This window comes from Methylomonas sp. Uni0009, assembly GCF_054188105.3.
On sequence record NZ_JBTAFN010000001.1, the window covers coordinates 795,554 to 820,211 of the forward strand.

The 24,658-nt window shown below is 54.8% G+C and carries 18 protein-coding genes and 1 other RNA gene; 5 read left to right on the plus strand and 14 right to left on the minus strand.

Annotated elements, in window-relative coordinates:
* Window positions 1-100 precede the first annotated feature (100 nt).
* The 12 genes from ACWAU0_RS03730 to ssrA all read right to left on the minus strand — a co-directional run bounded on the left by ACWAU0_RS03730 (window position 101) and on the right by ssrA (window position 18,670).
* Window positions 101-5,263 (minus strand): RecQ family ATP-dependent DNA helicase, encoded by a 5,163-nt coding sequence (locus ACWAU0_RS03730; protein WP_458138347.1) that lies wholly within the window; start codon window positions 5,261-5,263, stop codon window positions 101-103.
* 376 nt (window positions 5,264-5,639) lie between these two features.
* Window positions 5,640-6,620: a nitrate- and nitrite sensing domain-containing protein gene (locus tag ACWAU0_RS03735; RefSeq protein WP_458138348.1), complete on the minus strand. Its 981-nt coding sequence runs from the start codon at window positions 6,618-6,620 to the stop codon at window positions 5,640-5,642.
* A 21-nt stretch (window positions 6,621-6,641) separates the two neighbouring features.
* The gene (locus ACWAU0_RS03740; RefSeq protein ID WP_101052065.1) at window positions 6,642-7,814 is read right to left on the minus strand and encodes a methyl-accepting chemotaxis protein; all 1,173 of its coding nucleotides are present in this window, start codon (window positions 7,812-7,814) and stop codon (window positions 6,642-6,644) included.
* Window positions 7,815-8,152: 338 nt separating this feature from the next.
* Window positions 8,153-8,869: a M48 family metallopeptidase gene (locus tag ACWAU0_RS03745; protein ID WP_458138349.1), complete on the minus strand. Its 717-nt coding sequence runs from the start codon at window positions 8,867-8,869 to the stop codon at window positions 8,153-8,155.
* On the minus strand, window positions 8,869-11,991 hold the full coding sequence (locus ACWAU0_RS03750; protein ID WP_458138350.1) for a type I restriction endonuclease subunit R: 3,123 nt from the start codon (window positions 11,989-11,991) through the stop codon (window positions 8,869-8,871). The genes ACWAU0_RS03745 and ACWAU0_RS03750 overlap by 1 nt, the downstream gene beginning before the upstream one ends.
* Window positions 11,991-12,971: a Fic family protein gene (locus tag ACWAU0_RS03755; RefSeq protein ID WP_033156045.1), complete on the minus strand. Its 981-nt coding sequence runs from the start codon at window positions 12,969-12,971 to the stop codon at window positions 11,991-11,993. The genes ACWAU0_RS03750 and ACWAU0_RS03755 overlap by 1 nt, the downstream gene beginning before the upstream one ends.
* Window positions 12,972-13,049: 78 nt before the next feature.
* Window positions 13,050-13,286 (minus strand): hypothetical protein, encoded by a 237-nt coding sequence (locus ACWAU0_RS03760; RefSeq protein ID WP_033156044.1) that lies wholly within the window; start codon window positions 13,284-13,286, stop codon window positions 13,050-13,052.
* A gap of 39 nt (window positions 13,287-13,325) precedes the next feature.
* Window positions 13,326-14,660, minus strand: coding sequence for a restriction endonuclease subunit S (locus tag ACWAU0_RS03765; protein ID WP_101052062.1), 1,335 nt, complete (start codon window positions 14,658-14,660; stop codon window positions 13,326-13,328).
* The gene (locus ACWAU0_RS03770; protein ID WP_033156043.1) at window positions 14,657-14,863 is read right to left on the minus strand and encodes a hypothetical protein; all 207 of its coding nucleotides are present in this window, start codon (window positions 14,861-14,863) and stop codon (window positions 14,657-14,659) included. Before ACWAU0_RS03770 ends, ACWAU0_RS03765 begins: the two co-directional genes overlap by 4 nt.
* A gap of 70 nt (window positions 14,864-14,933) precedes the next feature.
* Entirely contained in the window at window positions 14,934-15,452 is a 519-nt protein-coding gene (locus ACWAU0_RS03775) for an REP-associated tyrosine transposase (protein ID WP_033156042.1), read from the minus strand.
* 61 nt (window positions 15,453-15,513) lie between these two features.
* Complete coding sequence (locus tag ACWAU0_RS03780) at window positions 15,514-18,063, minus strand: type I restriction-modification system subunit M (RefSeq protein ID WP_033156041.1); 2,550 nt, start codon at window positions 18,061-18,063, stop codon at window positions 15,514-15,516.
* 226 nt (window positions 18,064-18,289) lie between these two features.
* Window positions 18,290-18,670: a transfer-messenger RNA gene (gene ssrA / locus ACWAU0_RS03785) on the minus strand.
* A gap of 360 nt (window positions 18,671-19,030) precedes the next feature.
* Between ssrA and ACWAU0_RS03790 the strand changes: the two genes are divergently transcribed.
* From ACWAU0_RS03790 to trxC, 4 genes are read left to right on the plus strand one after another with little or no spacing between them, the layout of a single operon-like run.
* Window positions 19,031-19,975 carry a DnaJ C-terminal domain-containing protein gene (locus ACWAU0_RS03790; RefSeq protein WP_458138351.1) on the plus strand — a complete coding sequence of 315 codons (945 nt, stop codon included), beginning with the start codon at window positions 19,031-19,033 and terminating at the stop codon, window positions 19,973-19,975.
* A gap of 3 nt (window positions 19,976-19,978) precedes the next feature.
* The gene (locus tag ACWAU0_RS03795) at window positions 19,979-20,287 is read left to right on the plus strand and encodes a chaperone modulator CbpM (protein ID WP_171696580.1); all 309 of its coding nucleotides are present in this window, start codon (window positions 19,979-19,981) and stop codon (window positions 20,285-20,287) included.
* 2 nt (window positions 20,288-20,289) lie between these two features.
* Complete coding sequence (locus ACWAU0_RS03800; protein ID WP_458138352.1) at window positions 20,290-21,243, plus strand: zinc metalloprotease HtpX; 954 nt, start codon at window positions 20,290-20,292, stop codon at window positions 21,241-21,243.
* A gap of 57 nt (window positions 21,244-21,300) precedes the next feature.
* Entirely contained in the window at window positions 21,301-21,735 is a 435-nt protein-coding gene (trxC, locus tag ACWAU0_RS03805) for a thioredoxin TrxC (protein ID WP_458138353.1), read from the plus strand.
* Here trxC and ACWAU0_RS03810 read toward each other — a convergent pair.
* Together ACWAU0_RS03810 and ACWAU0_RS03815 are read right to left on the minus strand one after the other, a co-directional pair.
* Window positions 21,730-23,100 (minus strand): O-linked N-acetylglucosamine transferase, SPINDLY family protein, encoded by a 1,371-nt coding sequence (locus ACWAU0_RS03810; protein WP_458138354.1) that lies wholly within the window; start codon window positions 23,098-23,100, stop codon window positions 21,730-21,732. The two genes, trxC and ACWAU0_RS03810, sit on opposite strands and share 6 nt — an antisense overlap.
* Window positions 23,101-23,215: 115 nt before the next feature.
* A complete protein-coding gene (locus ACWAU0_RS03815) occupies window positions 23,216-23,638 on the minus strand; it encodes a hypothetical protein (RefSeq protein WP_458138355.1) in 423 nt (140 codons plus the stop codon).
* A gap of 90 nt (window positions 23,639-23,728) precedes the next feature.
* On the opposite strand from ACWAU0_RS03815, the gene cysD reads away from it, so the two are divergent.
* Window positions 23,729-24,637: a sulfate adenylyltransferase subunit CysD gene (cysD, locus tag ACWAU0_RS03820; protein WP_033156035.1), complete on the plus strand. Its 909-nt coding sequence runs from the start codon at window positions 23,729-23,731 to the stop codon at window positions 24,635-24,637.
* Window positions 24,638-24,658 lie beyond the last annotated feature (21 nt).

Below are 24,658 nucleotides of genomic sequence, written 5' to 3' on the forward strand. Positions count from 1 at the left end.
GCGTTCAAGCCGATCATGCTTCGACAGACTCAGCACGAACGGCTTGACGACAGAAGGCAGGGCTTCCGGAACAGCCTACCGGACAGCCGAAATTGTTAAATCACGACCTTGGATCCCTATCGGCGGGCAGATACAAAATTTCCGGCAATACCAATTCCCAATGCTCGCAACGCAGACTTTCGGTATCGCCGGCGGTTTTATGCCTTACCGAAATGGCGACAACCCGCACCGCCACTATCCTACCTGCTGGCGGCATAAAAGCCTTGGCCATCCGCGTGACTGCCATGCCGTTTAAATCCGCCAGTTCCCAACCGCTTTGCCCATCGCTTCTGGCGCGCAATATCAACTCGCTGCCGACCTCCAATGCCGCAATCGCCCGATGAATAGGCTTATCCGCCGCGAAATATCCTGGCCATGACAGGACAACTTGCTCCAAATCGGCCACCCAAGTACGTTGACCCAGCGCTGGCAATTCTCGACTGAATTGCGGCTGGGTCTTAACGCAAAGCGCTTCGCAGTCTCGGATAAAAGCATGCCGCCCACCCTGTTTGGCGCACAAAGTCAGGGTTTTGCGAGCGCGGGTCATTGCCACATAAAACAGCCGCCGCTCGTCATCGCTGCTCTGCTGCCAACCGCCGCCGTCCAGAATCAGCACATGGTCAAACTCCAAACCCTTGGCTCGATGCGCGGTCAACAGTAGCAGCGGGGCGTGCCGGCTGTCGTTTGCCCCGGACTGGCTACCGGAACCGAATTCGTAAAGCGCTTCGACGACGTTGCTAACCACATGCTGACAACCCGGCGCGACCGCCTCGGAGGCAATGATGAATTGCGCCAGCATGGCGCGATAAGGATGTTCGATCAGCTCATCGACAGATTGCCGGTAGCGGCGCTTAAACCAGCGCGACAAGGTTCCGTAGCGCAGCAATACTCTGGATTTACCGGACTTGCTCCGCAGCTTGTTCAACAAAGCCAGTAAGCTGTGGCCTTCCCTTGTGCCGTGCAAATTCAGCAAAGCACTGTCACGCAGCAGCCTCACCGGGATCCCTTGTAGACGACATAATTCGGCCAGAGGCTCCAATGTTTCCCAATGTCTGGCAATCACCGCAAACCGGCCCCAATGGCTGACTTGGCCCGCGTTTGCCAAATGATTCAACCGCACCAGCTCGGCCAACGCCACTTCGACTTCACCGTGGAGTGGTGATGGCGTTTCCAGGATATGTACCCGGCCTTGCGTCAAACTATCCAGTTCGGCAAATTCGCCGCCGTCCGCCGCATCCCGACGCGCGTAATTGATTTGGATGGCGTGCTGCGTTTTCATCCGCTCCCGCGCCGGCGTAATTACCCGGTTTGCACAATGGATGATCTGCGCGGTGGAGCGATAATTTTCAATCAGATAGTAGGTCTTGGCCTGATAGTCCGTGGCAAACTGCTTAATGAAGCGCACGTTGGCGCCGTCAAACGCATAAATATTTTGGTCATCGTCGCCCACCGCCAACAACGACAATTTGTCTTCCTCGCTGTTGATCGCCCGGCCGGCCAACGCGCTGATCAACGCATAATGCTCGGCGTTGATGTCCTGATATTCGTCCACCAGCAAATAGCGCAAGCCGGACAACAAGCGGTCGCGTTGGATGCCCGGCCCGAGCTCGTCGCCCTGCTCCGCTTGCTGCAATAATGCCGTGGCGGATTTAAACACCGCCTTAAAGTCGACTTGTTCGCCATGCTCGGCGGCCACCGCGTAACTGGTGCCGGTTAGCCGCATCGCCAGGCTGTGCAAGGTTTGCACGGTCACCCCGGCGGCATCGGCGCCGATCAAGGCCCACAAACGCTTGCGGATTTCGACGGCCGCCGAGCGGTTATAACTCAACACCATAATGTCTTCCGGCAACACCATGCATTCGCGCAGCAGCCAGGCCACCCGATGCACAATCACCTTGGTCTTGCCGGAGCCGGGGCCGGCCAATACCAATTGACTGCCTTCCGGCGGCGCGGCGACGATGGCCTGTTGCTCTGGATTTTGCAAGTCGGTGAGGATGCGCCTATGCGCGGCTTCGGTGGTGGCCATTTCCAGAAGATCCTGTCGGCCGGCGAAATAGCGGCGCACGAATTCGTGTCTGTCCATACCAAAGTAATCGACGATAAAGGCCATCGCCGCCTGAATCTTGCCCAGCGCCAGCCGGGCGTATTCCGCCATCACATGCACCTGGATAATCTTGTCCTTGTAATGCAAAGCCAGCTCGGCGTAATCGGATTTTTTAAATTGCCGGCGCCGGGCCTCGGCATTGAGCTGAATACTCATCGCCGCGCGGAACACCGCCTTACCACGGGCCAGATGCAATACTTCGTTGCTGTCCAGATAAATCAGCGCCGCCGCCAAGGCCAGTTGCCAATCGCGCACATCCAGATCCTGCAAGGTCAGATCGGCTTGCAAAGCCGCTTCCAAATCCCCTTGCTTACAGGTAACCAGCAGATTATTGCCTTGGCGTTTTGCTAGAAAGTAATTTAACAAAGCCTGAGCCAACCGCATGCGCTTATGGCGGATGGTGTCGATATCCTGCCAACTGCGCAGCAATTTCAAATAGCGATTATCCTGACCGGCCGGACGCAACGCGAAAAAACCGCGCAGGCCGGTGCCATCGCCAAAGGCTTCGGCGAACGATTTCATCAAACGGGTCAATTTGTCCGGCGTCAATTCCACGCCAGCCTCGCGGCGTAAGCTGTCGCATAGCCGGCGCACGTTCAGGATCTGCCACTGCTCGCGATCCGCATCCGGCGCGGCCTCGCGCAGGCTGGCAATCAAGGCGTCTTCCAACTTACGCAAGTCTTCCAGCCTGTCGGCGGTATCGGGGTCGCGGTACAAGGTCACGCCGATTTCGGTATCGTTGGATACCAGTTTAAAACGATCCAAGTCCCGCAACATGCTCTGCACTTCGTGGGAATTGCGACCGGTCGCCAGCATCAAATCGTCGGTGCTGATGCCTTCGTCGTCTTCGCTATAAAACAATTGCGACAACAGCGCGATGTAAGGCTCGATGTCGGCGTTCGGCCCCAGTTTTTTCTGCAGCAAGACTCGGGCTTCATCGATACTGGCCACCTGCAAGCTGCCCGGAAACACCCGGGTATGATTTTCCTGACGCTCGAGCAAACGCGCTTCCTCCAGCCAGGCCACCGCGATGCGGACCTTGGTGTCGGCATCGGCGGCGTCGGGATCGATGCCGTGCTTATCCGGGATTTCCAACAAAATTTCGCCGCTGGTGACTACCACCGAACCTTCGCTGCGGTCTTTGCGCTCGATGCTGCGTAAAGCTTTTAAAATCGCTGAAATATCATGTTGCGTCAGCCGCGAATTACGCAACAAGCGAAACTGCACATCCAGATCGGCATCGTCGTACAACAACACACAGCGCGCTAAGTCTTGATCGCGGCCCGCCCGGCCCGCTTCCTGGAGATAATTTTCCAAGGAGCCCGGCGTATCCAAATGAATCACCAGCCGCACATCGGCCTTATCCACACCCATGCCAAAGGCATTGGTGGCGGCGATGACGCGCAGTTCGCCGGCGATAAAAGCTTCCTGCACCTGGCGCTTTTGCTCCGGCTGCATGCCGCCGTGAAAGTAGCCGCAATCCAGGCCGGCCTGTTTTAAAAATTCGGCCATTTCCTCCACGGTCTTCTGCCGGGCGCAAAACACGATGGCGCCGCCCTCATCGCGCAAGCTTTGCTCCAGCAAACGTAGCACTTCCGGATATTTGGCTTGGGCCGGCACCGCATGCACTTCGTACAACAGGTTTTCCCGACTGACGCCGCCGCTCAAGCACGCCAATGTGATCCCCAGGCGCTTGCGAAAATGCTCGACAATGTCTTGCACCACATCCGGCTTGGCGGTGGCGGTAAAACAAAACACCGGCGACGGCTTGTCCTTTTGCCGAGTCTTGATAAAGCGCGACACGTACAAATAATCCGGGCGAAAATCATGGCCCCATTTGGACAAACAATGCGCCTCGTCGAACACCCAGGCACCGACTTCGCGATGCTGCAAAGCCTTGGCAAACGCCGTACTTCTGAATTGTTCCGGCGCCACAAAGATCAAACCCAAATCGCCCAAGCGTAACTTATCCAACATCACTTGTCGTTCCAGCGGATTCAGCAAACTGTTGATGTAACCGGCGCAAGTGATGCCGCGCGCTTCCAGGTTATCGACCTGATCCTTCATCAAGGATTGCAGCGGTGAAATGATCACCGTCAGGCTGCCGTTGCGGTAAAACCGCGCCAGGGCCGGCAATTGGTAACATAGCGATTTACCGCCGCCGGTCGGCAGAATCGCCAGGGTCGGCGCGCCAGCAAAACCGTGTTCAACGATGACTTGTTGCAAGGACCGACCATCCTCGGTAGTCGGCGTCGGCCGGAATTGCGTAATGCCCGGAAAATAGCGCGGCAACAATTGCGACAGATCATGCTGTTCCCGGCACCAGTCGCACCCAGCATCGCCGCATGGTACATCGCGCAAGGTCGCGATCAACTCGCGGGTTTTCGGGAACGACAAACTCACCCAAGGCGGCAGTACGGAATTGCCACCCGACACCCGCAGCCAGGCCAACACATACGCCAACGGCTTGTGCCAATCCGGCTCCGGCAAATAGTCGTTGACGATGTGTTGCTGCCCGGCCCGGCACACCTTGCCGTCGGTAGCGCGCCGCCAAGCCGCTTGCGCATCGATTAACGACGGCCTTAGCGCCGCGCGCAAGGTCGCGAAGAAATTCGCTACGCCCTTGCCGTTTTCCGGCGCCAATAAAAAATGCAGGCACAACGCCTCGTCAGGATGTTCAGCCACCCGCTGGCGCAAGGCGTCGGCCTGATCCAAAAACAGCTCATAAGCCAGTTCCGCGTCGCGGACCGGGTCGTTGCGGGTGGTGGTGCAGAGTTTGTAGTCCTTCACCAGGCGGTGATAAGGATTCTGCGGAAAGGCCACCGGCGACAGCTCCAGCGTATCGACCAAAGGCAAGCGGTGCAAAGCAAGATCGGGATGCAACACGGATAAAGCCGGCTGATCGAAGGCAATCACGTTATGCCCCAACACAAACGCCGCGCCTTCGCTGATGTGATCCAGCTTTTGTGTCAGATCGGCAGCCTTGCCGGATAAACGCAAACGGGCATCGGTGTCCGGTCGATACGCGCCAATCTCCCGCAGCTTTAGGCTATCCTGCCGGGCGGTTTCAATGTCGATGCACAGGCATTTGGCTCGGATTCTGTCGGGTAGTTGAGCCATTTTGCCTGGGAGTGGAGATGGACTTGGATGTTTAGGTTAGCGGCGACTGAAATGACCTTGCGCTATTCGGCCAACCCGCTAGACCAAGCTAGTGAGACCGGAGGCAGCGGGACTTAACCATAGCGCAACAAACGGGTCTTGCCTAGGTTAGCTTAGCGAAGCACGCTGGCATTCTGCCTTTTCCGGGATTTTTGCCTAAAAAAGTGGCATGGACTGTTTAATTTATTACCCCGACCCTTAAGCCGTCATTCACGCGGAAGCGGGAGCGACGATATTCAAGCATCAAACAATTTCGAAATGACACCTCTTATTTTGTACTACAGCCTCCCTAAAGGTAAATTGCCTCTATCGAAGGCGTGGTTCTTAGTCTCGCCGGTTAGGCAACCCCGTGCTTCAAAACCAGCGAAGCCATTAAAAATACCAAGCTCACCAACACGATGGCGAAAGACTGATTGCTACTGCGTCTGGCACTTGCAAGCTGGTTTTGCAGGGCATGGTTTGTAATCACTTCCCCCTGATCGTAAAGCGCAAAAATACTGTTCAATGTCCCCGTTGCGGTGTCAAAGAAAGCCGCCGGATCAATCGCCGGCTTATCCACGCTCAACAATTTTTGCTCGATATGACTAATAAAACCGGTGATGTGCACATGAACCGCTGCCGAAGCCTGTTGAAAGCTGCTATCGGCAACCATGGACATGTTAGCGTTACCCATGCCGGCTTCAACCCGCTCGATGGCCTGACGGATACGGGTAATCAGAAAACCCAGCTTGATCCTATCGGTGATCCGGCAGCGCCCGGCCGCCGCCATGCCGGTACCGATAGCCCGCGCTTGACCTATCGCCTCCGCGGTATCCGGCAATAGATGCCATAGAATTTCTATAAAGCTGAACGGACAAATACTTTCCTGATGTAATTGGCTATGCTCCGCTATATCTCTAATTAAATTGAGAATAGTGCCGGCCAATAAACAGTGTCGTTCAAAACTTGCTTCCCTGGTCAGATGCAGTACGGAAGGGTGTAGTTGTTTCCAGGCTTCGCGGATACCAACGAACGACTGCAACGATTCCGGCGACTGCTTAAACTGCCCGGAGAGTTGCTCGAGCTGCCGATCAATGTCGGATTGCAAGACCGTGATTTTGTATTTAAAGCTCAGATCGCCGTTCAAATAAGCGCTCACCATGCCGCGATGTTGTTGTATCTGCGTCAACAGGTTTTTCAAGGCGCCGGTCATTTCCAGGTAATGCAGCTGCCCACGTAGATGCTCAAGGCGCGTCCGGCGATTTTTGTAGCACATAAATGCAGCAGCACTGGTGATCACCGCCGCCAATAAAAACAATACACAAACATAATCGGGCACGTCTAATTCCCCTTTTATTGGTTAATGAGCAACGATTTGCGCCAATTTAGCCAAATGCCTGGCTATTTCAGCTGATTCCTGGGCCGCATTGCTGTTTTGTTCAACACTGTGCGCAATCGTCTCGATGTTACGGCCGATTTCCTGGCTTACCTGGGTTTGCTGTTCGGCGCTGGTTGCTATCATCGTGACGTTATTCAAGGCTTGATCCGCATACTGCCGAATCTCGGCCAGCGATTGCTCAACTTGGAAAGCTTTGTTAATGCCTTGTTCCGTTTGATCCCGAGTGGCGGCGATGGATTGAACGGCTAGATGAATTTTTTCCCGGACGGCTTCAGTGGTACCGGTTATTTCCTCAGCAGACTGTCGCACCCGTTTTGCCAGAGAGCGTACTTCGTCGGCTACCACGGCAAAGCCGCGACCGTATTCTCCGGCTCGCGCCGCTTCTATCGCCGCATTTAGCGCCAGGAGATTGGTCTGATCGGAAATGGCCTTAATTACTTCCGAGATACTGGCAACCTGTTGGGAATGTAACTCCAGATTTTGCATCAATTGAGCCAGGTCCTGAATCTCGCCAAACAGCGCGTTCATATCGGCGATAAAGCTTTCGATGGCCCGATGGCCTTGCTGGGAAAGCTGCTGCGTGGTCGACGATATTTTTTCGGCATCCCGGCATTGCCCCGCCACGCCCATGATACTGGCCGACATTTGTTCGATGGCCGCCGCCATCATCGTGGTTCTTTCGCGTTGGTTATCGAGTTTTTCGGCGACGAAACCGGCTCCCTGGTTGAGTTGGTCGGCGGCATAGGTCACTTCTTGAATAGACGCATGCACATCGCCTATGCGCCGGCCCAGGGCTTTGGCGGCTTCGTTAAAACCGCTATATAACTGTGACAGCTCGTCCTGACCGGTAAGCTGTAGACGCATATTAAAGTTGCCAAGCTCTAACTGCCTATGTGCGCCGATCAATGCCGCAATCGCACCCGATAGGGACGAATATAATGCTGACAACACCAGTATCCAAGCCAGATTAGCGGATACAATCACCAACCATTGCGGCCCGGAAATTGACACGCCCGCATCGACGAACATAGCCAAGGGCAGCACACTGGCCAATACAATTAGCGTCAATATCAGCGCAAATTTATTTTTTAGCTTGAAGCGACCGAGAAACGAGTTAACCAGCAATACGGACATTTTGATGCGCCTTCAGTTTAGACATGCCGATCTACCAGCAATTTTCTCGCCAGCAATATTGTCCGATACCTCCTAAGCCAAATAAGGGTGCGACGCACCAAAAGGACGAACTTCCCGTTGGATTTCACAAAAATACGCACCAAGTTGACTCAAACCCAAGAGCGCATTAATTAGAACCCGATGTCGAAACCAACAGGCAATAAAAAAGCCCAACTGAAACCAGTTGGGCTTTGATAATTTGGTGGGTGGGGACTATTGTATTAAGCTCTGCAGGCATTGTTTTACATAAAAATTATAAGAACCGCATTTCTTCATGCCCCCAATATTGAAGATTACTATTACTCTTTCCAATTTTCAGCAGACAACGGTAATTCATTCAACTCGGCTCGCGCTTCCTGCCAATTAGGGTAATAACCACTCAAAATGGTTAGGAAGCGCTCATTATGGGTAGGCTCCAATAAATGCACCATTTCGTGCAAAACGACATAATCTAACAAGTGCTTAGGCTTTTTGACCAATTCGGTGTTTAAACGGATATTACGCGCTCGCGGATTGCAACTGCCCCATTTAGTTTTCATACGTTGCAAAAAATAGTGCGCCACTTCGACCCCCAGCTTTACTTGCCATTTGGCAATCAATGGTGGGATGGCTTGATGCAACAATACCTTGTGCCATTCGTGAATCAGCTCTGCACGATTTTCTAATGCACTGTCTGCCGGTAGGTACAGCGTAATACGCCGATGATCGACCTTCACAAACGGCTTGCCGCCGCGCTCGATGATGGTCAACAAATGCCGCCGTCCCCAAAGATAGTGGGTCTCGCGCTCGACAAACTGCCTGGGGGTCTCTCTGGCCTGATTACGCAGTTTGGCCTGTTGATCGCGTATCCATCCCAACTTTGAAATCGCGTAAGCCCTGGCCACTTCCAAACGGGTTTCCAGCGGCGCGGCCAAGGTGACGCGGCCTTCCGGCGGATGCACCGACAAATGCACGTTCTTGATGGCCTTGCGGGTAACAGCGATGCTTATGTCGCCAAGCTCGATTGTTTCCGACATCAATATCCCGGCTGGTTCTTGATGATCTCGAATAGGGCCAGCGTGGCATTCGGGTTCTTGTTCAGCATTGGGTACAAGAAATTCTGAACGACGCGCTCTTTGGTTTCATCACCCTTCCAGCCCGCCGGCGCTTGCTCCCTCATGGCATGATCAATTTTTAGCGCCAGTTGCGCACGCTCATCGCTATAGTCGGTCGTGGGTTCCTGCACCTGTGACGTCGGCGTGGCTTCGGGCATCAGGTCTGCGAGATTATTGTAGATGACGATGGCCTCGTGCTTGCCATGCAAAATGGCGGGAATGCCGGCCTCGGGTTGTTTGGCCGCCAAGCGCTTGACCAACTCCTCAGCCTTGCGCAAAAACGCCTCATAAGCGGCAGTATCCGCTCGGCTTTGCTTGATCAGATCGTCTAGCAGCTTGGACATCTGCGCGTAGAACCTGGGGTCGGTGAGCTGGTCGCGAATGATGGTCTTGCGAACGTTGTTGATAATCCCCTCGGCGATAGCATTCTTCGACAGCTTGCCTTTCTGGTTCAGTTTCTTGGCGATGGCGTCGTGGATACCGGTCTCGATGATCAGCTCGGTCAGCGACATTTCACCCAGTTCCCCTAATTCCGCCGCCGGGTCGGCCTGGATGTAAGTGTTGATGAGGTGGCGCATGTCAGCCTCGTAAGGCTTAATGTCCAGTTCTTCACCCGAGTGTTTCTTGATGGCGGCCCGAATCTCGGCGTAGAACTCTACTGCCTTTTTCAATGCCTCGGCCTCAGCCTCGGAATAACCCGCCTCAATCAGTTCCTGGGCGATGTCGGCGTAGGCACGGGCAAAGATCGCCACTGCCTTGTAGAAGGTCACCCGCAATGCCTCGGTTTCGGTTAGCGCGTCGGGGTTGGCGGCATCGCCGCAGAAATAATGCAGGTACTGTTCGACTTCTCGCGGCGGCAGTACCGGTTCGCACAGGTAGTGCAGTGCTTGACGGGCATCGTCCAGTTGCCTCTTGCCTTCTTCCAGCCAGTTTTTCAGGCGCACGTTGTTTTCGCCGCCGTTGCCCTGGTCGATGTCCAGTTCGTCGGAACTGTAGACCGCGATGGCTTGTTGCACGTCGCCAAAGAGCTTTTTGAAGTCGACGATATGGCCGTAGTCCTTTTCGTCTCCATCCAGCCGGTTGGTACGGCAGATCGCCTGAAACAGATTATGGTCGCGCAGCTCGTTGTCGAGATAGATGTAGGTGCAGCTGGGCGCGTCGAAGCCGGTCAGCAGCTTGCTCACCACGATCAGCAATTTCAGGTTAGCCGGCTCGTCGATGAAGCGGCGTTTCATTTCCGTTTCGTATTTCTCGGTCGTCGGAAAATCCTTCAATACCAACTGACTATAGGTATCAAACTTATAGCGTTCATCGCTGTTGGCGGGTTCTTTCGAGATGGCATTGGCATTCGGTTCGTACGACGTAATGATGCCGCAGTAGGGGCCAAAGTGGGTATTTCCGAACAGCCGGAAATAATGACAGGCATCGTAGATGGAGGCGGCCACCAAAATGGCCGTGCCGCGGTCGTTGTTCAAACGCGGCTTGAGGGCGAAATCGGAGATGATCTCGGCAACCACCTCGCGTTTACGGCCCTCGGCGCTCATCAACTCTTCCATCGTCGCCCAGCGTTTACGCAACGCCGCCTTCTGAAAGTTGTTGAGATTTTGGGTTTTCCGCTCGAACCACTCGTCGATTTTTTTCTGCGAGGTCAGCCGTTCGGGCACGTCGCGGGCCTCGTATTTCAAATCCAGCACCACTTTATCGGCCACCGCCTGATGAAACTTGTAGGTATGGATATAGGTGCCGAACACGTCCCGCGTCATTTGCTTGTCCTTGCGCAGCAGCGGCGTGCCGGTAAAACCGATGAAGATCGCGCTCTCCAGCCAGCGCTTCATCTGCTTGTTCATGTCGCCGCCTTGGGTGCGGTGGCATTCGTCGACGAACACATAAAAGCGCCCTGCCACCTTCGGCGGCGCGCCTTTGAGATCGGACACGTCGAACTTATGAATCAACGCGCACAGCAAGCGCGGCGTAGTCGCGGCCAGCTTAGCAACAAAATCCGCCCGCGAGGTGATGCGCGGCGAAGCCGAATTTTCGCCAATCACTCCGGCATTGCGCATCACGCCGACAATCTGCTTGTCCAGCTCGTCGCGATCGGTGACCACCAATATCCGCGCCTCGGGATCGTGCTCCAGCAACCACTTGGCGATCAGCACCATCAAGATGCTCTTGCCGCTACCCTGGGTATGCCAGATGACGCCGCCCTCGCGCTTGGCGATGCGCTCCTGCGCTGCCTTGACGCCGAAAAACTGGTGCTGGCGCGGCACCTTTTTTTGGCCGGCGTCGAAGATGATGAAGTTGCGAAGCAAATCCAGCAGCCTGGCCTTGCCGCACAACTGCGCCAGAGGTCGATCCAGCAATGCGCCGGCAAGCGGCGCGGTGCCCGCTTCGGCAGGCGTTTGATCCTTCCACTCCACGAAGAATTGTTCGGGTGTGCCGGTGGTGCCATAACGCAGCCCTTGCGCATCGCTGCCGGCCAAGACTATCTGCACCGTGCTGAAAAAGCCTTGATTGAAAATGGCATCCTGATTGGTGATGAGCTGGCGTATGCCGTCCGCCACATCCACCGAACTGCGCTTTAACTCGATCACCGCGATGGCGATACCGTTGATATACAGCACAATGTCCGGCCGCCGCTCATAACCGCCTTTCAGCGTCACTTCCTCGGCCAGCGCAAAGTCGTTTCGCTCGGGACGCTCCCAATCGATCAAATGCACCGTCTCGTGCGCCTGACCGGCGGCGATTTGCACCGGAATGCCGTAGCGCAATAACTGATAGGTGCGAAGATTGGCTTGATAAAGCGTGATGCCGCTGACGTCGGCAGCAGTGTCCAGTTTTTGCAAAGCAGCACTGATGTGGGCGGCGGAATAGCCGCGTGCCATCAGGTTATCGCGAAGCAGTGCGGTTTCGATAGGGCGATTGTTCTGGCGTTTACTCCATTCGCCAAGATAGCGGTAACCCAGGCAATTGAGCGGTGACGGATCGGTGAACAGACTGACGATTCGGTTTTGAGTGTTACGTTCGGAGCGGGTGTTTTGATCCATTATTCCTTTATCTCCCAATGCCCACCTTTTTGCGGGCCCACATAGCGCAAACGCTCTTGCTCTCGAAGTTTGCGAGCGGCGCGTTCCACAGCGCTGGTCGATTTACCCAAACGAACAGCAACCTCCGCCAGGGTTAAAGTCGGCTGCTCCCGCAGCAGGGCTAAAATCTGTTCTGGAGTTTTCACCGGCGTTTTAACCAGCGTTTTAACCGGCGTTTCGCTGGTGATCGCTTGTTGCAGAGCTTCGCCGATCGCATCAAGCATAAACAGGATGAAAGCACTGCAATCGGTGGCTTGATCGGCCTCGCCCAGCACACGGTAGTAATCATCCTGCCGGCTTTTAATCACCGTCTCGACCGGCAAATAAGCCAAAATCGATTGCCAACGGCTCAGTATCAGCGTTTGCCACAAGCGGCCCATGCGTCCATTACCGTCGCTAAAAGGATGAATAAATTCCAGTTCATAATGCAAAGCGGACGAAGCAATCAGCGGATGGGCATCGCTGTGAGCCAGCCAATCCAGTAGATCATTCATCAGGCGGGTTAACTGACTGGGTGGCGGCGCCATATGCACCAGTCGCTGACCTTGATAAATGCCGACTCCACCTTCACGCAAACAGCCTGCGTCGTCGGCCAAGCCTCGCAACAACAAGCCATGGGCGGCTAACAGATCATCCAGCCTATCCGGGCGCCAATCGGGAAGCGCCTCATAGGCGGCAAAGGCATTCTTCACCTCCTGAATTTCTCGCGGCAATCCCAGCACGGCTTTACCGGCCAGCACGGCCGTCACCTGTTCCACCGACAGTGTGTTCTGTTCTATAGCCAGCGATGCTTGAATGGTGCGAATACGGTTCCCCCGCCGCAGTTGCGGCGCCAACGTGTCCCGGCCTGCCTGTTTCCAGCGCCCCAGTAACTCGGCGATCTCCGCCACTTTGGCAAGCATGGTATGACTGAGCTGGAACGGAGGCTGATAGCTACTCATACTAACGGTAGTATATCGGCCTGCGGCTACCTGACCCATTCGGCCCGGCGAACATCCTTAGCCGCGGCGTTGCCGAAGTCATTTTTGCAGACGCCGCAAGCGCTGGCCGGGCTTGACGGGAATGGGCTTGGGCAATGACTTCACTACCCGGCGCGAGCCATCCGGCGAGGATTCGATCAATTGTCCATCCACCGCTTCCAGCACCGAACAACCGGCGGCCAGTGTCTGGTAATAAGCCTGTTTGATGGCGCCCTCGGCCAATTCCGGAATAAAGACTTCCTGAAACCGCAAGCTGTCTTCGTCAAGTACGTTCATCGAGAGCTCCATGGGTAAAAAAGGATTTAGCAGGCATGATCATAGCAGCCTGGTCTTGCCGGTGAGCAGTTCCTGCATCATGCCCTGTTTGAGGGCGCGGGTTTTGTCGCGGCGGGCTTCCAATGCGGCGAGTTCGGCGTCCATGTCGGAGAGTACGGCGGCGATGGCGGTTTGTTCTTCCGTGTCCGGAGCAAGAAACTCGAATCCGACAAAGTCCTTCTGGTAAAGATGGACGATGGTGGAACCCGCCGTAATCATCGCAAGAAAGTCATCAAATATTTGGGAAGCCAGAACATAGAAAAGAAACAATGGCACGAACGCCTCTTGCACTGGCCTGATTACAAAAACACCACTATTCAAGGTAGCAGGCCCAGGTAGGCCATCAACATAGCCAACTTTTCCTATCGTGCCGTCCTTGGTTAAAAGAACATCACAATTCTTCAATTGAATATTACGGTCTTGGTTATAACGCCATTCATCAACATAATGACAAGTAGCCCAGTTTACACGTCCATCAACGAAATCAGTCCCAGTAACCAAGAAATGAGTGCCATTTTTAAGATACTCCTCAGTAGTAAGCGCTTGCCATCCAATACGTGCATTCAACTTTGCATGCTTCGCCACATTAATCTTTGACCACTCCCCACTAAACCCCGGCAAGCGGGTTTGGCCGGTGAGGAGTTGTTGCATGGCGGCATGTTTGAGGTCGCGCTTCTTGGCGATCAGCCGCTCTAGCCCGTCCAGCAGCGCATCCACATCGCTCAACGCCGCCGCGATGGCGCGTTGTTCGGGGAGAGGTGGAAACGCGACAGATGTTCCTTTGACGATGTTCCCGTTTAAATTTTCTTGGCCGCCGGTATTGCTGGAATTACGGATGGCCTCATACCGGCTTGTTAAGAAATGGAGCACAAACTCCGGCAAAACACCAGCATGAAGCGCGATTGAGGCACATGCTTGGTTTGTCGCTGCCGGAATACCTAGAACACCAACTTTTCCACGAGTTTTGCCTTGACCGTAAAGAGCCATCAACAATGTACCGGTGGGAAGCAACTTCGCAGCCGAGTTCTTGAGGCCTTCTTCAGTAATGAATTGATCGGCCTCTGTGATGACGCCGAAATCGATTTGAGATGTGGTGACCCATGGAATTGAGCCACCCCAATACGCTGGTTTCTCGCGACTGGGTGTTCCACCGGAACCAACATCCGCGAAATCACCGACATGCTTGATATCCCAATCCACCGGAATAACCCCCACCTCCGTCATCTTGTAACCCGGCTTAATCAAAGCCGCCTTACCAGCTTGCAAGCGATATGCCGCGCTGGCTTCGTTGACCGCCGATTGCGAGTTATCGGAACAACCATGTTGTTTACTCATCGGCTTCCGCCTCCCGCAAGCTCAGTAGTAGGGTGGATAAGCGAACGCGCATCCACCGGAGGCTTCAATGACTCGGTGGATGCGCTTTGCTTATCCACCCTACGGGAGGATTCGTCATACCGCGCTTCCTTGTCGATCCGCAAGCCATAAGCCGCGCTAGCTTCGTTGACCGCCTCGGCATGGTTTGTTGGTTGATTACTCATTGGGTTGCATTTTCCACGGCATCGTTGAACCGTTGAACCTTGGGCAAGTAGTAGTAGGGTGCTTTTGCGGTCATTCGTGCTCCATGTCGCTGATGTGGTTTGGCGGCGTGGCACCCCAATCGGCATCGTACCAACCTTTTTTGACGGCACCGGCAAACGATGACCACGGCCAATCGCTGGGGCGCTGCGCTAATCCGTGTTTGACCGGGTTGTAATGAATGTAATCCACGTGGCGCCGCCAATCGTCCGCATCGCGAATCGTATGCTCCCAAAACCGCCGTTGCCAGACCAATCGCTCGTTTCTGGCATTGGTGGTGGTATCGATTTGGCGGGAAAAGGCTTTTTTGATTTCGCGCCAACGACCGGAATAATCCGCGTCGTCATCCGGCAACCGCCAAATACAATGCAGGTGATCCGGTAAAATGACCATTGCGTCGATTTGAAACGGGCGGCTTGCCTTGACTTTACGCAAGGCCTCTCGAAACAGCGAAACCCGCGCATCATCGATAAAAACCGGCTTGCGCCGCCAAGTGACGACGGTAAAGAAATAACAAGCGCCCGGAATCCGGATGCGTTGGTAATCGCTCATGTTGCCGGTGTAGGAATATCGGCGGATGCGCTAGCGCTTATCCACCCTACGGCATGCTCATTCATGGCCATACCACGCCCATTTTTTTGAGGTGTTCTGCCACGCGAACGGCCAGGGCCGCCGCCTCGTCTTCCAGTTGAGGCAGCGGTGTGGCGTAGCGTTCGGCCAATTGCCGGATGCGGCCGGTCAAGGTTTGCGAGACTCTATCCAGTTCGCCCTGCACGGCTGCGGACAGGTGCGCCATCCACTTGTCGTCGATCACCAGCGTTTTGATTTCGGCTTCGCTCAGCGTCGGGTATTTTTCATAGGCCTTTTGGTCGAGCGCGGCTTCGGCTTCCTTGAGCTGCTTTTTTAACCCGCTGATCTGGTTGCTGAGTTCCAGCCACTGTTTTAATACTTTCAACTCGTCGGCCCCATCCGGGTCTTTGCCTAGCTCTTTGATCCGATCTTTAACGGCGGCGGCATTGATGTTGTCGTAACCGGAAAAGATGGCGTCTTCGCCGTTGTGCTCTTCTTCCAATTCGGTTTGGCTGGCGGTCGCCGCTTCCAGTTCGGCCTGTTTGGCTTCGATGCCAGCCTGTTCGTCGGCAAAATAGCGGGCGACGATATACGGCTTGGGGATCAGATCGCAGGCCCAACCCTTGTCTCTGCTTTTGCCCTTTTTATCGGTTTCGACGATGCGGGTCGGTTGGGCGACCCAGCCATCGGCGGAAATCAGGTAGCAATCGTCCTGCATGGTGTCGGCCCAATAGTCCATCAGGTGCTGGTAAATGTCGTAGGCATCCAGTAACGGCGCGGGCTTGAAGGTGTTCAGCAAGTCTTCGGCGATGGTTTCGATCAAGGCCTTGGGGTGGCCGTCTTTGCCAAAGCCGGTCAGTAGCGGCGTGGTGGCGTCGCGCCAATGTTGAAAGCGTTCAGTCGCCTGGGTGTTGAAGGCGGTGAATTCGGCGTGGCCGAAGATGGCGGGTTTGACCTCGGCCAGCGGCAGCGTTAATTGCGCGTAACCGGGTCGCTCCCTCTCCTGCTGGAGAGGGTTGGGGTGAGGAGAATCAGAATAAAGTAAGACATTGATTTCTGTCCCCTCACCCTGCCCTCTCCCGGAGGGAGAGGGTTGGTTACTTTGTTTGGCGGCGCTTTCCTCAAGGCGAGGGGAGAAAAGAGCGGCGCGCACGCCGGGCAGCACTTGCCAGTAGTCGGCCAGCGCATCCAGGTCGCGTTCTGGGATGCCGCCGTTGAGGTGGCCGTTGATGTCTTGAATATCTTCCGGCTCGCTGCTGTCGATGTAGCGCGGCAAGTTCAGGTTGAAGTCGTTTTTGGGGTCGGCGATTTCATCGAACGCCACCATGCGAGCATAGCGCGGCACGTCGGCTTGCTTGCCGAAGGTGTCGACGATTTTGTGGATGTCCTGTTCGCGCAAGCGGTTTTTGTTGCCGTCCTTGATAAAGCCCTTGCTGGCGTCGATCATGAACACGCCCTTGCGGGCGGTGGCGTTTTCCTTGTCGATCACCAGGATGCAGGCCGGAATGCCGGTGCCGTAAAACAAGTTGGCGGGCAGACCGATGATGCCTTTCAAATAGCCGGAGCGGACCAGTTGCTGACGGATCACCGCTTCGGCATTGCCGCGAAACAGCACGCCGTGCGGCAGAATGCAGGCGGCTTTGCCGTTGGCTTTCAGGCTGCGAATGATGTGCAGCAGATAGGCGTAGTCGCCTTGTTTGGCCGGCGGCTCGCCCCAAACAAAGCGCTGGTAAGCATCGTCGCCCGGCGTCAGGCCGGTGCTCCAGGTCTTGTCGGAAAACGGCGGATTGGCGACCACGTAATCGTAAGTGCGCAGGTTTTCGCCGTCTTTGAACTTGGGCGAGGCCAGCGTGTTGCCGGACAGGATGGTGGCGGTCGGGAAGTCGTGCAGGATCATGTTCATCCGCGCCAAACCGGCAGTGGTGACGTCTTTTTCCTGGCCTTCGAGGGTAATATGTTTGCCGGCTTCGGCGGCGACTTTTAGCAGCAAGGAGCCGGAGCCGCAAGTCGGGTCGTAAGCCGTCGTCGAGCCTTTGGCGTTTTCCGGCGAAATGCCGATCACCTTAGCGATGATACGGCTGACTTCCGACGGCGTATAAAACTGGCCTTTGCTCTTGCCGCTTTCGGTGGCGAAGTGGCGCATCAGGTATTCGTAAGCGTCGCCGAGAATGTCGTCGTGCTCGGCGCGGTTTTTGGAGAAATCCAGCTCGGGCTTTTGGAAGATACTGATCAGGTTGGAGAGCTTCTCCACCATGTCCTTGCCTTCGCCGAGTTTGTTGGGATCGTTGAAGTCGGGAAAGTCGCTTTTCGACAAGCGGGCGTTGGCGTTGACCAAGGGGCCGATAATCTGGGTGTTGATCTTGTCGCCGATGTCACTCTTGCCTTTGAGGGCGATCATGTCCTTGAAGCTGGCGCCGGGCGGAATCACCACCGGCGGCGCGAAGTCGTCGCTGTCGGCGTATTTGTCGGTGATGTATTTGATGAACAGCATGAACAGCACGTAGTCCTTGTACTGACTGGCGTCCATGCCGCCACGCAATTGGTCGCACGAGGCCCATAGGGAGGAATAGAGGTCGGATTTTTTGATGGCCATTGATGAGTATTTATAACTACTATGGTTTGCTCATTAGCTTTAAAGCAAAGCACCAAGATTTAGGAAGCACGATTGTTTTTCCATAAATAAGCTACTTGTCTCAAGCTTGCTTGCCCGATCATGTGGCTCTGTTAGTGACCTCAATATTGGATTAGAAAAATCCAGCAAGATAAAAATTTCTTTAACCCATAAAAAACGGGGCCTTAGCCCCGTTCTTAATCTTAGGTGGTGGAGGTGGGGGGAATTGAACCCCCGTCCGCAAGCACTCCGCCACAAGCTCTACATGCTTATCCCGCGCTTTTAATTTAACTGTTGACTACCCGTCGGGCCAAGAGGATCAACAGCGATTTCGATTGGATTTAGCGATTCAGGCTCCGAACTAAGCCCTGGCGCGATCTTATGTAATATGATCCCTGAGCGCCTCTCGAAAGAGACTCCAGACGCATAAGTACATCTGGTCAGAGAAGTGGTGCAGGTTTTAAGCTGCTAAGGCCACTGAGTAGTTTTCGTCGTTTGCGAATACTTGTTTTCAGTAGGTTTTACGAGCTGTACTGTGCTCGGCATGCACCTGAGGTTTTGCTACCCACGTCGAAGCCATGTCACCCCCAAGAAGTTATATCTTATCAAATCGATAAAATAATTGTCATTAAGATGGGTTTGAAATCAACGATTTCAAGTTCTTCCGAAAAATAACCGCAGGGCAAAGCCTCTTGTTTTTAGACCAGCGCACCTCCATTTTTTCAGGCATCTTCGATTGATAGGTTTTATTTAAGATTGTCGCTCTCCAGGCAATCCGCTATAAAACCGTTATTAACCTGGGCCTTGAGCAGCGTTCGCCTGGAGTTCGTCGGAAGGCACCCCAACCGTGGGCTTCGACAAGTTCTGCCAGAACAATATGTCTGCGGTAAATTAGGGCCGGGCAACAATTAGATTTAGCTTGGTCAACGTCGGTCATAGGAGGCATGGCGTGCAATACAAAGACTATTATCAAATTCTCGGCGTCAATCGCGACGCGGTGCTTGCGGACATCAAAAAAGCTTACCGCAAGCTGGCGCGCAAATATCACCCGGACATTTCAAAGGAAGCGAATGCCGAGGCGCACATGAAAGAAATCAACGAAGCCTACGCGGTACTGTCGGACACTGAAAAACGCGCAGCTTACGATCAATTGGGACGTGGCTATCGGCCCGGCCAGGAGTTCCATCCCCCGCCCAATTGGGATGCCGGCTTCGAGTTTTCCAGCACCGATACGGCCGATTTCGGCGACTTTTTCAGTCAATTATTCGGCAAAATGGGTGCTGGCCGTGCGCGCGGCGGGCCATTCGAAGGCCAAGCCGACTTCCATACCCAAGGCGAGGACCATCACGCCAAAGTGCTGCTGGATATAGCCGACGCTTTTAACGGCGCGGCCCGGCAAATCAGCTTGCGCGTGCCGCGCATGGATGCCGGCGGCCATGTGATTTTGGACACCCGCACCTTGAACGTAAAAATCCCCAAGGGTGTGTACGAGGGCCAGATTATCCGCCTGGCCGGCCAGGGCGCACCAGGCATGGGTAACGGCAAATCGGGCGACTTGCTGCTGGAGGTGCATTTCAATCCGCATCCGCGTTTGCGGGTGGACGGCAGCAATCTGCATATGAGCTTGCCGGTCACGCCTTGGGAAGCGGCATTGGGGGCGATGGTGCCGGTGAATTTATTCGATACCGGCCTGAAAGTGCGTATCCCGGAAGGCACGCAAAGCGGCCAGCAACTGCGGCTGCGCGGCAAGGGCATACCCAGCGCGACACCCGGCGATTTGCTGTTGGATATTCAGGTGGTATTGCCGCCGGCCAACACGGCCAAAGCTAAAGCACTTTACGAAACCATGGCGCGCGAGCTGGCTTTCGACCCGCGCACAAACCACAGGAGCTAAAGCATGTCATCAGCCGAGAACTTGATCGACGCCGTTCTGGAAGACAGCGGCCTGACTTTGCAGCAACTGGCGGCCATCTGCGCAGTAGAACCGGAATGGATTACCCGGCATATAGAAGAAGGCTGGCTCAATCCGCTGCCGCAACAGCAAAGCGAATGGCGTTTTTCCAGCGCCCACTTGGTGCGGGTGCGGCGTATCGTTAGCCTGGAACGCAATTTCGAAGCCTTGCCTGAGCTAGCGGCACTGGTCGCGGACATGCAAGAAGAAATTGACGACTTACGCCGCCGATTACGCCGGGCAGGCCTGGAGTAACCATGCAAACTATCGAATGGCATCGCCACAGTTGGCTCAACCGCCTGCAGACATTACTTTTAATGTTGGCGCTACTGGTAATCTGCACCTTGGCCGGCAGCCTGTTGTTCGGCGAAGAAGGTATCTGGATTGCGTTGGCTACCGGCGCGATTGCGCTGATCTTCGAACCGGCGGCAGCCTGGCGCTTGACGCTAAGTCTTTACCGGGCGAGGCCTATCCATCCGCAAGAAGCGCCGGCGCTGTGGCAAATGCTGCAGGTACTGACCGAACGCGCCGAACTGCCGAGCGTTCCGGCGCCGTATTACATTCCCAGCCCGCTTATCAATGCCTTTGCGGTCGGCAGCCGCCAACAATCGGCCATTGCGTTGACCGACGGTTTATTCAAACAACTTAACTCGCGGGAACTGGCCGGCGTGTTGGCGCACGAAATGGCGCATATTGCCAATAACGATTTGCGGGTGATGGGCTTGGCCGATGCGATTAGCCGGATTACCGCTTTATTCGCCGCCACCGGACAGTTGTTTTTGTTGCTGTCCATCCCTTTGCTGCTGTTCGGTGAGATCAGTTTTCAAATCAATTGGCCGGGTTTGTTGCTGCTGTTGTTTTCGCCGCATCTGGCCTTATTGATGCAGCTGGGCTTATCACGCATCCGCGAATACGATGCCGACCTGAATGCGGCGGCGCTGACCGGCGACCCCTTGGGTTTGGCGACAGCCTTGGCGCATATCGAACGAGTCAGTGGCGGCTGGAAGTCGATACTGCTACCGGGCTGGGGCAATCCGGAGCCTTCTTGGCTGCGCACTCATCCGCCCACCGCTGAACGGGTACTCCGCCTGCAAGCCTTAAGCCCCAGCCGGCCGCAAACGCTTTGGCACGAACCGTTCATCGCTCCGAGTTTCGGTAACCGGGTGGTTGTTCGGCCAGTTCGTTGGCGCATCGGCGGTTTGTGGCGATAGTTGGTTAATTTTTAGTGGCGAATAGATTCGCCGAAACCTATATTTCGAGAACACCATATGAGTGAATCCCTACATTTAGTCTGCCCAGATTGCCTAGCTGTCAACCGCTTACCGGCAAACCGTTTGTCGCAAAATCCAAAATGTGGGCAATGCCATCAAGCCTTGTTCAGCGGTCATCCGTTGGCGCTGACTACGAAAAGCTTTGAAACCCATCTTGCGCGAAACGACATTCCGATGCTGGTGGATTTTTGGGCGGATTGGTGCGGACCTTGCAAAATGATGGCGCCAGCTTTTGGGCAAGCCGCGCAAGTTTTGGAACCGCGCGTGCGTTTGGGCAAAGTCGACACCGAAGCCGAGCAGCAGCTCAGCGCCCGATACAATATTCGCAGCATTCCGACGCTGATTCTATTCAAGGGAGGAAAAGAACTGACCAGACAAGCCGGCGCGCTAAGCGCGCAAGACATCGTTCGCTGGGTCAATAGCCAGCTATAAGCGCGGCTCGGTTTGGCCGATCGCTATCGGCAAATCGCCCGCGACATGCCGCTGCCACATGGTTTTATACAAGGCTTCCAAATGCCGAGTGTAGGCCTTGATATCAAACAGCGGCGTGCTCAGGCGATTATCGGCCAACTTCTGCCGGACCTCACTTAAGCGCGCGGGATTGCTGGCTAACTCCAGAGCCAAATCGTAATAGCCTTCCAAATCCGCGGCAATCAACTCCGGCAAGCCGATCGCATGCAGCAAGCTGCCGGCAACCCGCGACGCAAAGGTATCGCCGACGCACGTGACTATCGGCACTCCCACCCATAAGGCATCGCTAGCGGTGGTATGCGCGTTGTAGGGCTGAGTATCCAGCACCAGATCGGCCAAGGCCAGGCGGCCCAAGTGTTCGACCTGCGGTAAATCGTCGGCAAATATCAATCTATCCGGCGCTATGCCGCGTTGATACGCTTCATTTCTAAGCCGGCCTTTGGCTTTGGAGTTCTTTAACAACCACAACACACTGCCCGGCACGCTATACAACAGTCGACACCAGATATCGAACACTTCCGGGGTAATTTTATAGGCCTGGTTAAAACAGCAAAACACAAAACTGTGCTCTTCCAAACCATGCTGAGCGCGTTTGGTCGGCTTGCCAATTTCGGCATGCCGGCCGTGCGGTTGATAACTATCCGGCAGGTAGGCAAAGGCTTCGCTGTAATCAGCTGCGCTGGCTGCCGGCGTCAGGTAGGGATCGGTGATGATGTAATCACAGAAATCGCCGCCCAAGGTACCGGGATACCCCAGGTAGTTGACCTGAATCGGCGCTGGTCGGTAGCTAAGAATCTCGGTGCGGGTGCCGCGGGTGTAACCTTTTAAATCGATCAGAATGTCGATGTTATCGTGGTGGATGGCTTGGGCGGCTTCAGATAAAGACAGGGCTTGCAGATCGACAAAACTGTCGAAAAATTCACACAGGCGTTGGCGCATGCCCAGGCCGTCGTCCGGGCCATAAGAATAGGCATACACTTCAAACTGCTCTCGATCATGGGCTTCGAACAACTCGGCCAGCAAAAATGCCGTGGCATGCTCATGAAAATCGCAAGACAAATAGCCCAAACGAATTTTAGGTCTGTTGCTCGTAGGGTAGTTAAAAGCCAGATCGGCTCGTTCCAGCGCACTAGCATCGATACGATCTTTCAACCAGAGATCAGCACACAAGCGTTGTTCCGCGGCCGACACCCCCGTCATCGATAACAAATGAAACGGCGAGACTTTATTGCTTTCCTGAGCCGCCAAGCTTAGACGCATCTTCTCGCGCCATTCCTCGAAACGCTCCCATTCGCAAAGGCTGCGACTGCGATCATAGAATTTCATCTGCCTGACTCCGTCGCCATCTTGCCTAATGGCCCGCGAAGATACGCGGGACTTGAACCTCATGGTACCCCAAATCCGACGCAGTGCCTGATTTATCGGGGTAAGGACTAAAGCGCTACAGCATTTGTAACAGTGGTTTGAGCGGAATGGAGAACTTTTGCCTGGCGACATCGCCAATCACACCGGTATAACTGCGCTGTAGATACAAATCCACACCGCACACCCGAGCGATCATTGAGCAGCGGCCGCTAAGCGCAAACTGCTCGCCCTGCAGCCGATAAATTAATGGTACACAGTCGTTGCGCAGTATCGGCCCCGCGACGATGAAATCAATGCGCTGATCGAACATTTCGTATTCAAGGCTTTCCGGCAACAGCGCCAGCTCCGCCAACAACACCTTGTCGTCATCGCCGATAGTGCCGTAAATACTGCAACGGCATTGACGCAAATCCATCAGTAACAGGTCTGCCAGTTTTGGCGCATTGAGCCGACCGGGCTGCTGCCCGGCCAGTTTTTCCAGTCCGTGTATCTGTCTCATAAGCTTTGCCGATGGCGTCGATGGGGCTTTGCCTTTAAAATAGCGGGCTTACACTCCACAGCAAACATGGCCGTGCGCCCCGGATAATTGATGACCGATTATAAATTAACCCATCTGAAACAGCTCGAAGCAGAAAGCATCCATATCATTCGCGAAGTGGCGGCGGAATTTGAAAAGCCTGTCATGCTGTATTCGATAGGCAAGGATTCCGCTGTGATGCTGCATCTGACTCGCAAGGCATTCTTCCCCGGCAAACCGCCGTTTCCGTTGTTGCACGTCGATACCACCTGGAAATTTCGGGAAATGATCGAGTTTCGTAACAACATGGCGAAAGATCTGGGTTGGGATTTAATCGTGCATATCAACGAAGAAGGCGTCGCCCAGGGCATAGGCCCGTTCACGCACGGCAGTAAAAAACATACCGACGTGATGAAAACCGATGCGCTGAAACAAGCCTTGAACAAATACCAGTTCGACGCGGCCTTCGGCGGTGCGCGCCGCGACGAGGAAAAATCCCGCGCCAAGGAACGGGTGTATTCATTCCGCGACAAAAACCACCGTTGGGACCCGAAAAACCAACGCCCGGAACTCTGGAACATTTATAACGGCAAAGTCGATAAAGGCGAGTCCATCCGCGTGTTCCCGCTATCCAACTGGACCGAGCTGGACATCTGGCAATACATTCACTTGGAAAACATCCCCATCGTGCCGCTGTATTTTGCCAAAGAACGGCCAGTGGTCGAAAAAGACGGCATGCTGATCATGGTCGACGACGAGCGCATGCCTATCGGCCCCAACGACAAAGTGGAAATGAAAATGGTGCGCTTCCGCACCCTGGGTTGCTATCCCTTGACCGGCGCTGTGGAATCCACAGCCACCACCTTGCCGGAAATCATCCAGGAAATGCTGCTGACCACCACTTCCGAACGCCAGGGCCGTTTGATCGACCATGATCAGGCTGGGTCTATGGAACAGAAGAAACGGGAAGGTTACTTCTAAACGCTTGTACCATTAGCGAAT

Excerpts from the sequence above, each read along its gene's own strand:
- ACWAU0_RS03775 (WP_033156042.1), bottom strand. The coding sequence starts at position 15,452 with ATGAGCGATTACCAACGCATCCGGATTCCGGGCGCTTGTTATTTCTTT.
- ACWAU0_RS03780 (WP_033156041.1), bottom strand. The coding sequence starts at position 18,063 with ATGGCCATCAAAAAATCCGACCTCTATTCCTCCCTATGGGCCTCGTGC.
- ACWAU0_RS03810 (WP_458138354.1), bottom strand. The coding sequence starts at position 23,100 with ATGAAATTCTATGATCGCAGTCGCAGCCTTTGCGAATGGGAGCGTTTC.
- ACWAU0_RS03795 (WP_171696580.1), top strand. The coding sequence starts at position 19,979 with ATGTCATCAGCCGAGAACTTGATCGACGCCGTTCTGGAAGACAGCGGC.
- ACWAU0_RS03745 (WP_458138349.1), bottom strand. The coding sequence starts at position 8,869 with ATGTCGGAAACAATCGAGCTTGGCGACATAAGCATCGCTGTTACCCGC.
- ACWAU0_RS03765 (WP_101052062.1), bottom strand. The coding sequence starts at position 14,660 with ATGAGTAAACAACATGGTTGTTCCGATAACTCGCAATCGGCGGTCAAC.
- ACWAU0_RS03755 (WP_033156045.1), bottom strand. The coding sequence starts at position 12,971 with ATGAGTAGCTATCAGCCTCCGTTCCAGCTCAGTCATACCATGCTTGCC.
- cysD (WP_033156035.1), top strand. The coding sequence starts at position 23,729 with ATGACCGATTATAAATTAACCCATCTGAAACAGCTCGAAGCAGAAAGC.
- ACWAU0_RS03730 (WP_458138347.1), bottom strand. The coding sequence starts at position 5,263 with ATGGCTCAACTACCCGACAGAATCCGAGCCAAATGCCTGTGCATCGAC.
- trxC (WP_458138353.1), top strand. The coding sequence starts at position 21,301 with ATGAGTGAATCCCTACATTTAGTCTGCCCAGATTGCCTAGCTGTCAAC.
- ACWAU0_RS03750 (WP_458138350.1), bottom strand. The coding sequence starts at position 11,991 with ATGGATCAAAACACCCGCTCCGAACGTAACACTCAAAACCGAATCGTC.
- ACWAU0_RS03740 (WP_101052065.1), bottom strand. The coding sequence starts at position 7,814 with ATGTCCGTATTGCTGGTTAACTCGTTTCTCGGTCGCTTCAAGCTAAAA.
- ACWAU0_RS03800 (WP_458138352.1), top strand. The coding sequence starts at position 20,290 with ATGCAAACTATCGAATGGCATCGCCACAGTTGGCTCAACCGCCTGCAG.
- ACWAU0_RS03815 (WP_458138355.1), bottom strand. The coding sequence starts at position 23,638 with ATGAGACAGATACACGGACTGGAAAAACTGGCCGGGCAGCAGCCCGGT.
- ACWAU0_RS03770 (WP_033156043.1), bottom strand. The coding sequence starts at position 14,863 with ATGAGTAATCAACCAACAAACCATGCCGAGGCGGTCAACGAAGCTAGC.
- ACWAU0_RS03760 (WP_033156044.1), bottom strand. The coding sequence starts at position 13,286 with ATGAACGTACTTGACGAAGACAGCTTGCGGTTTCAGGAAGTCTTTATT.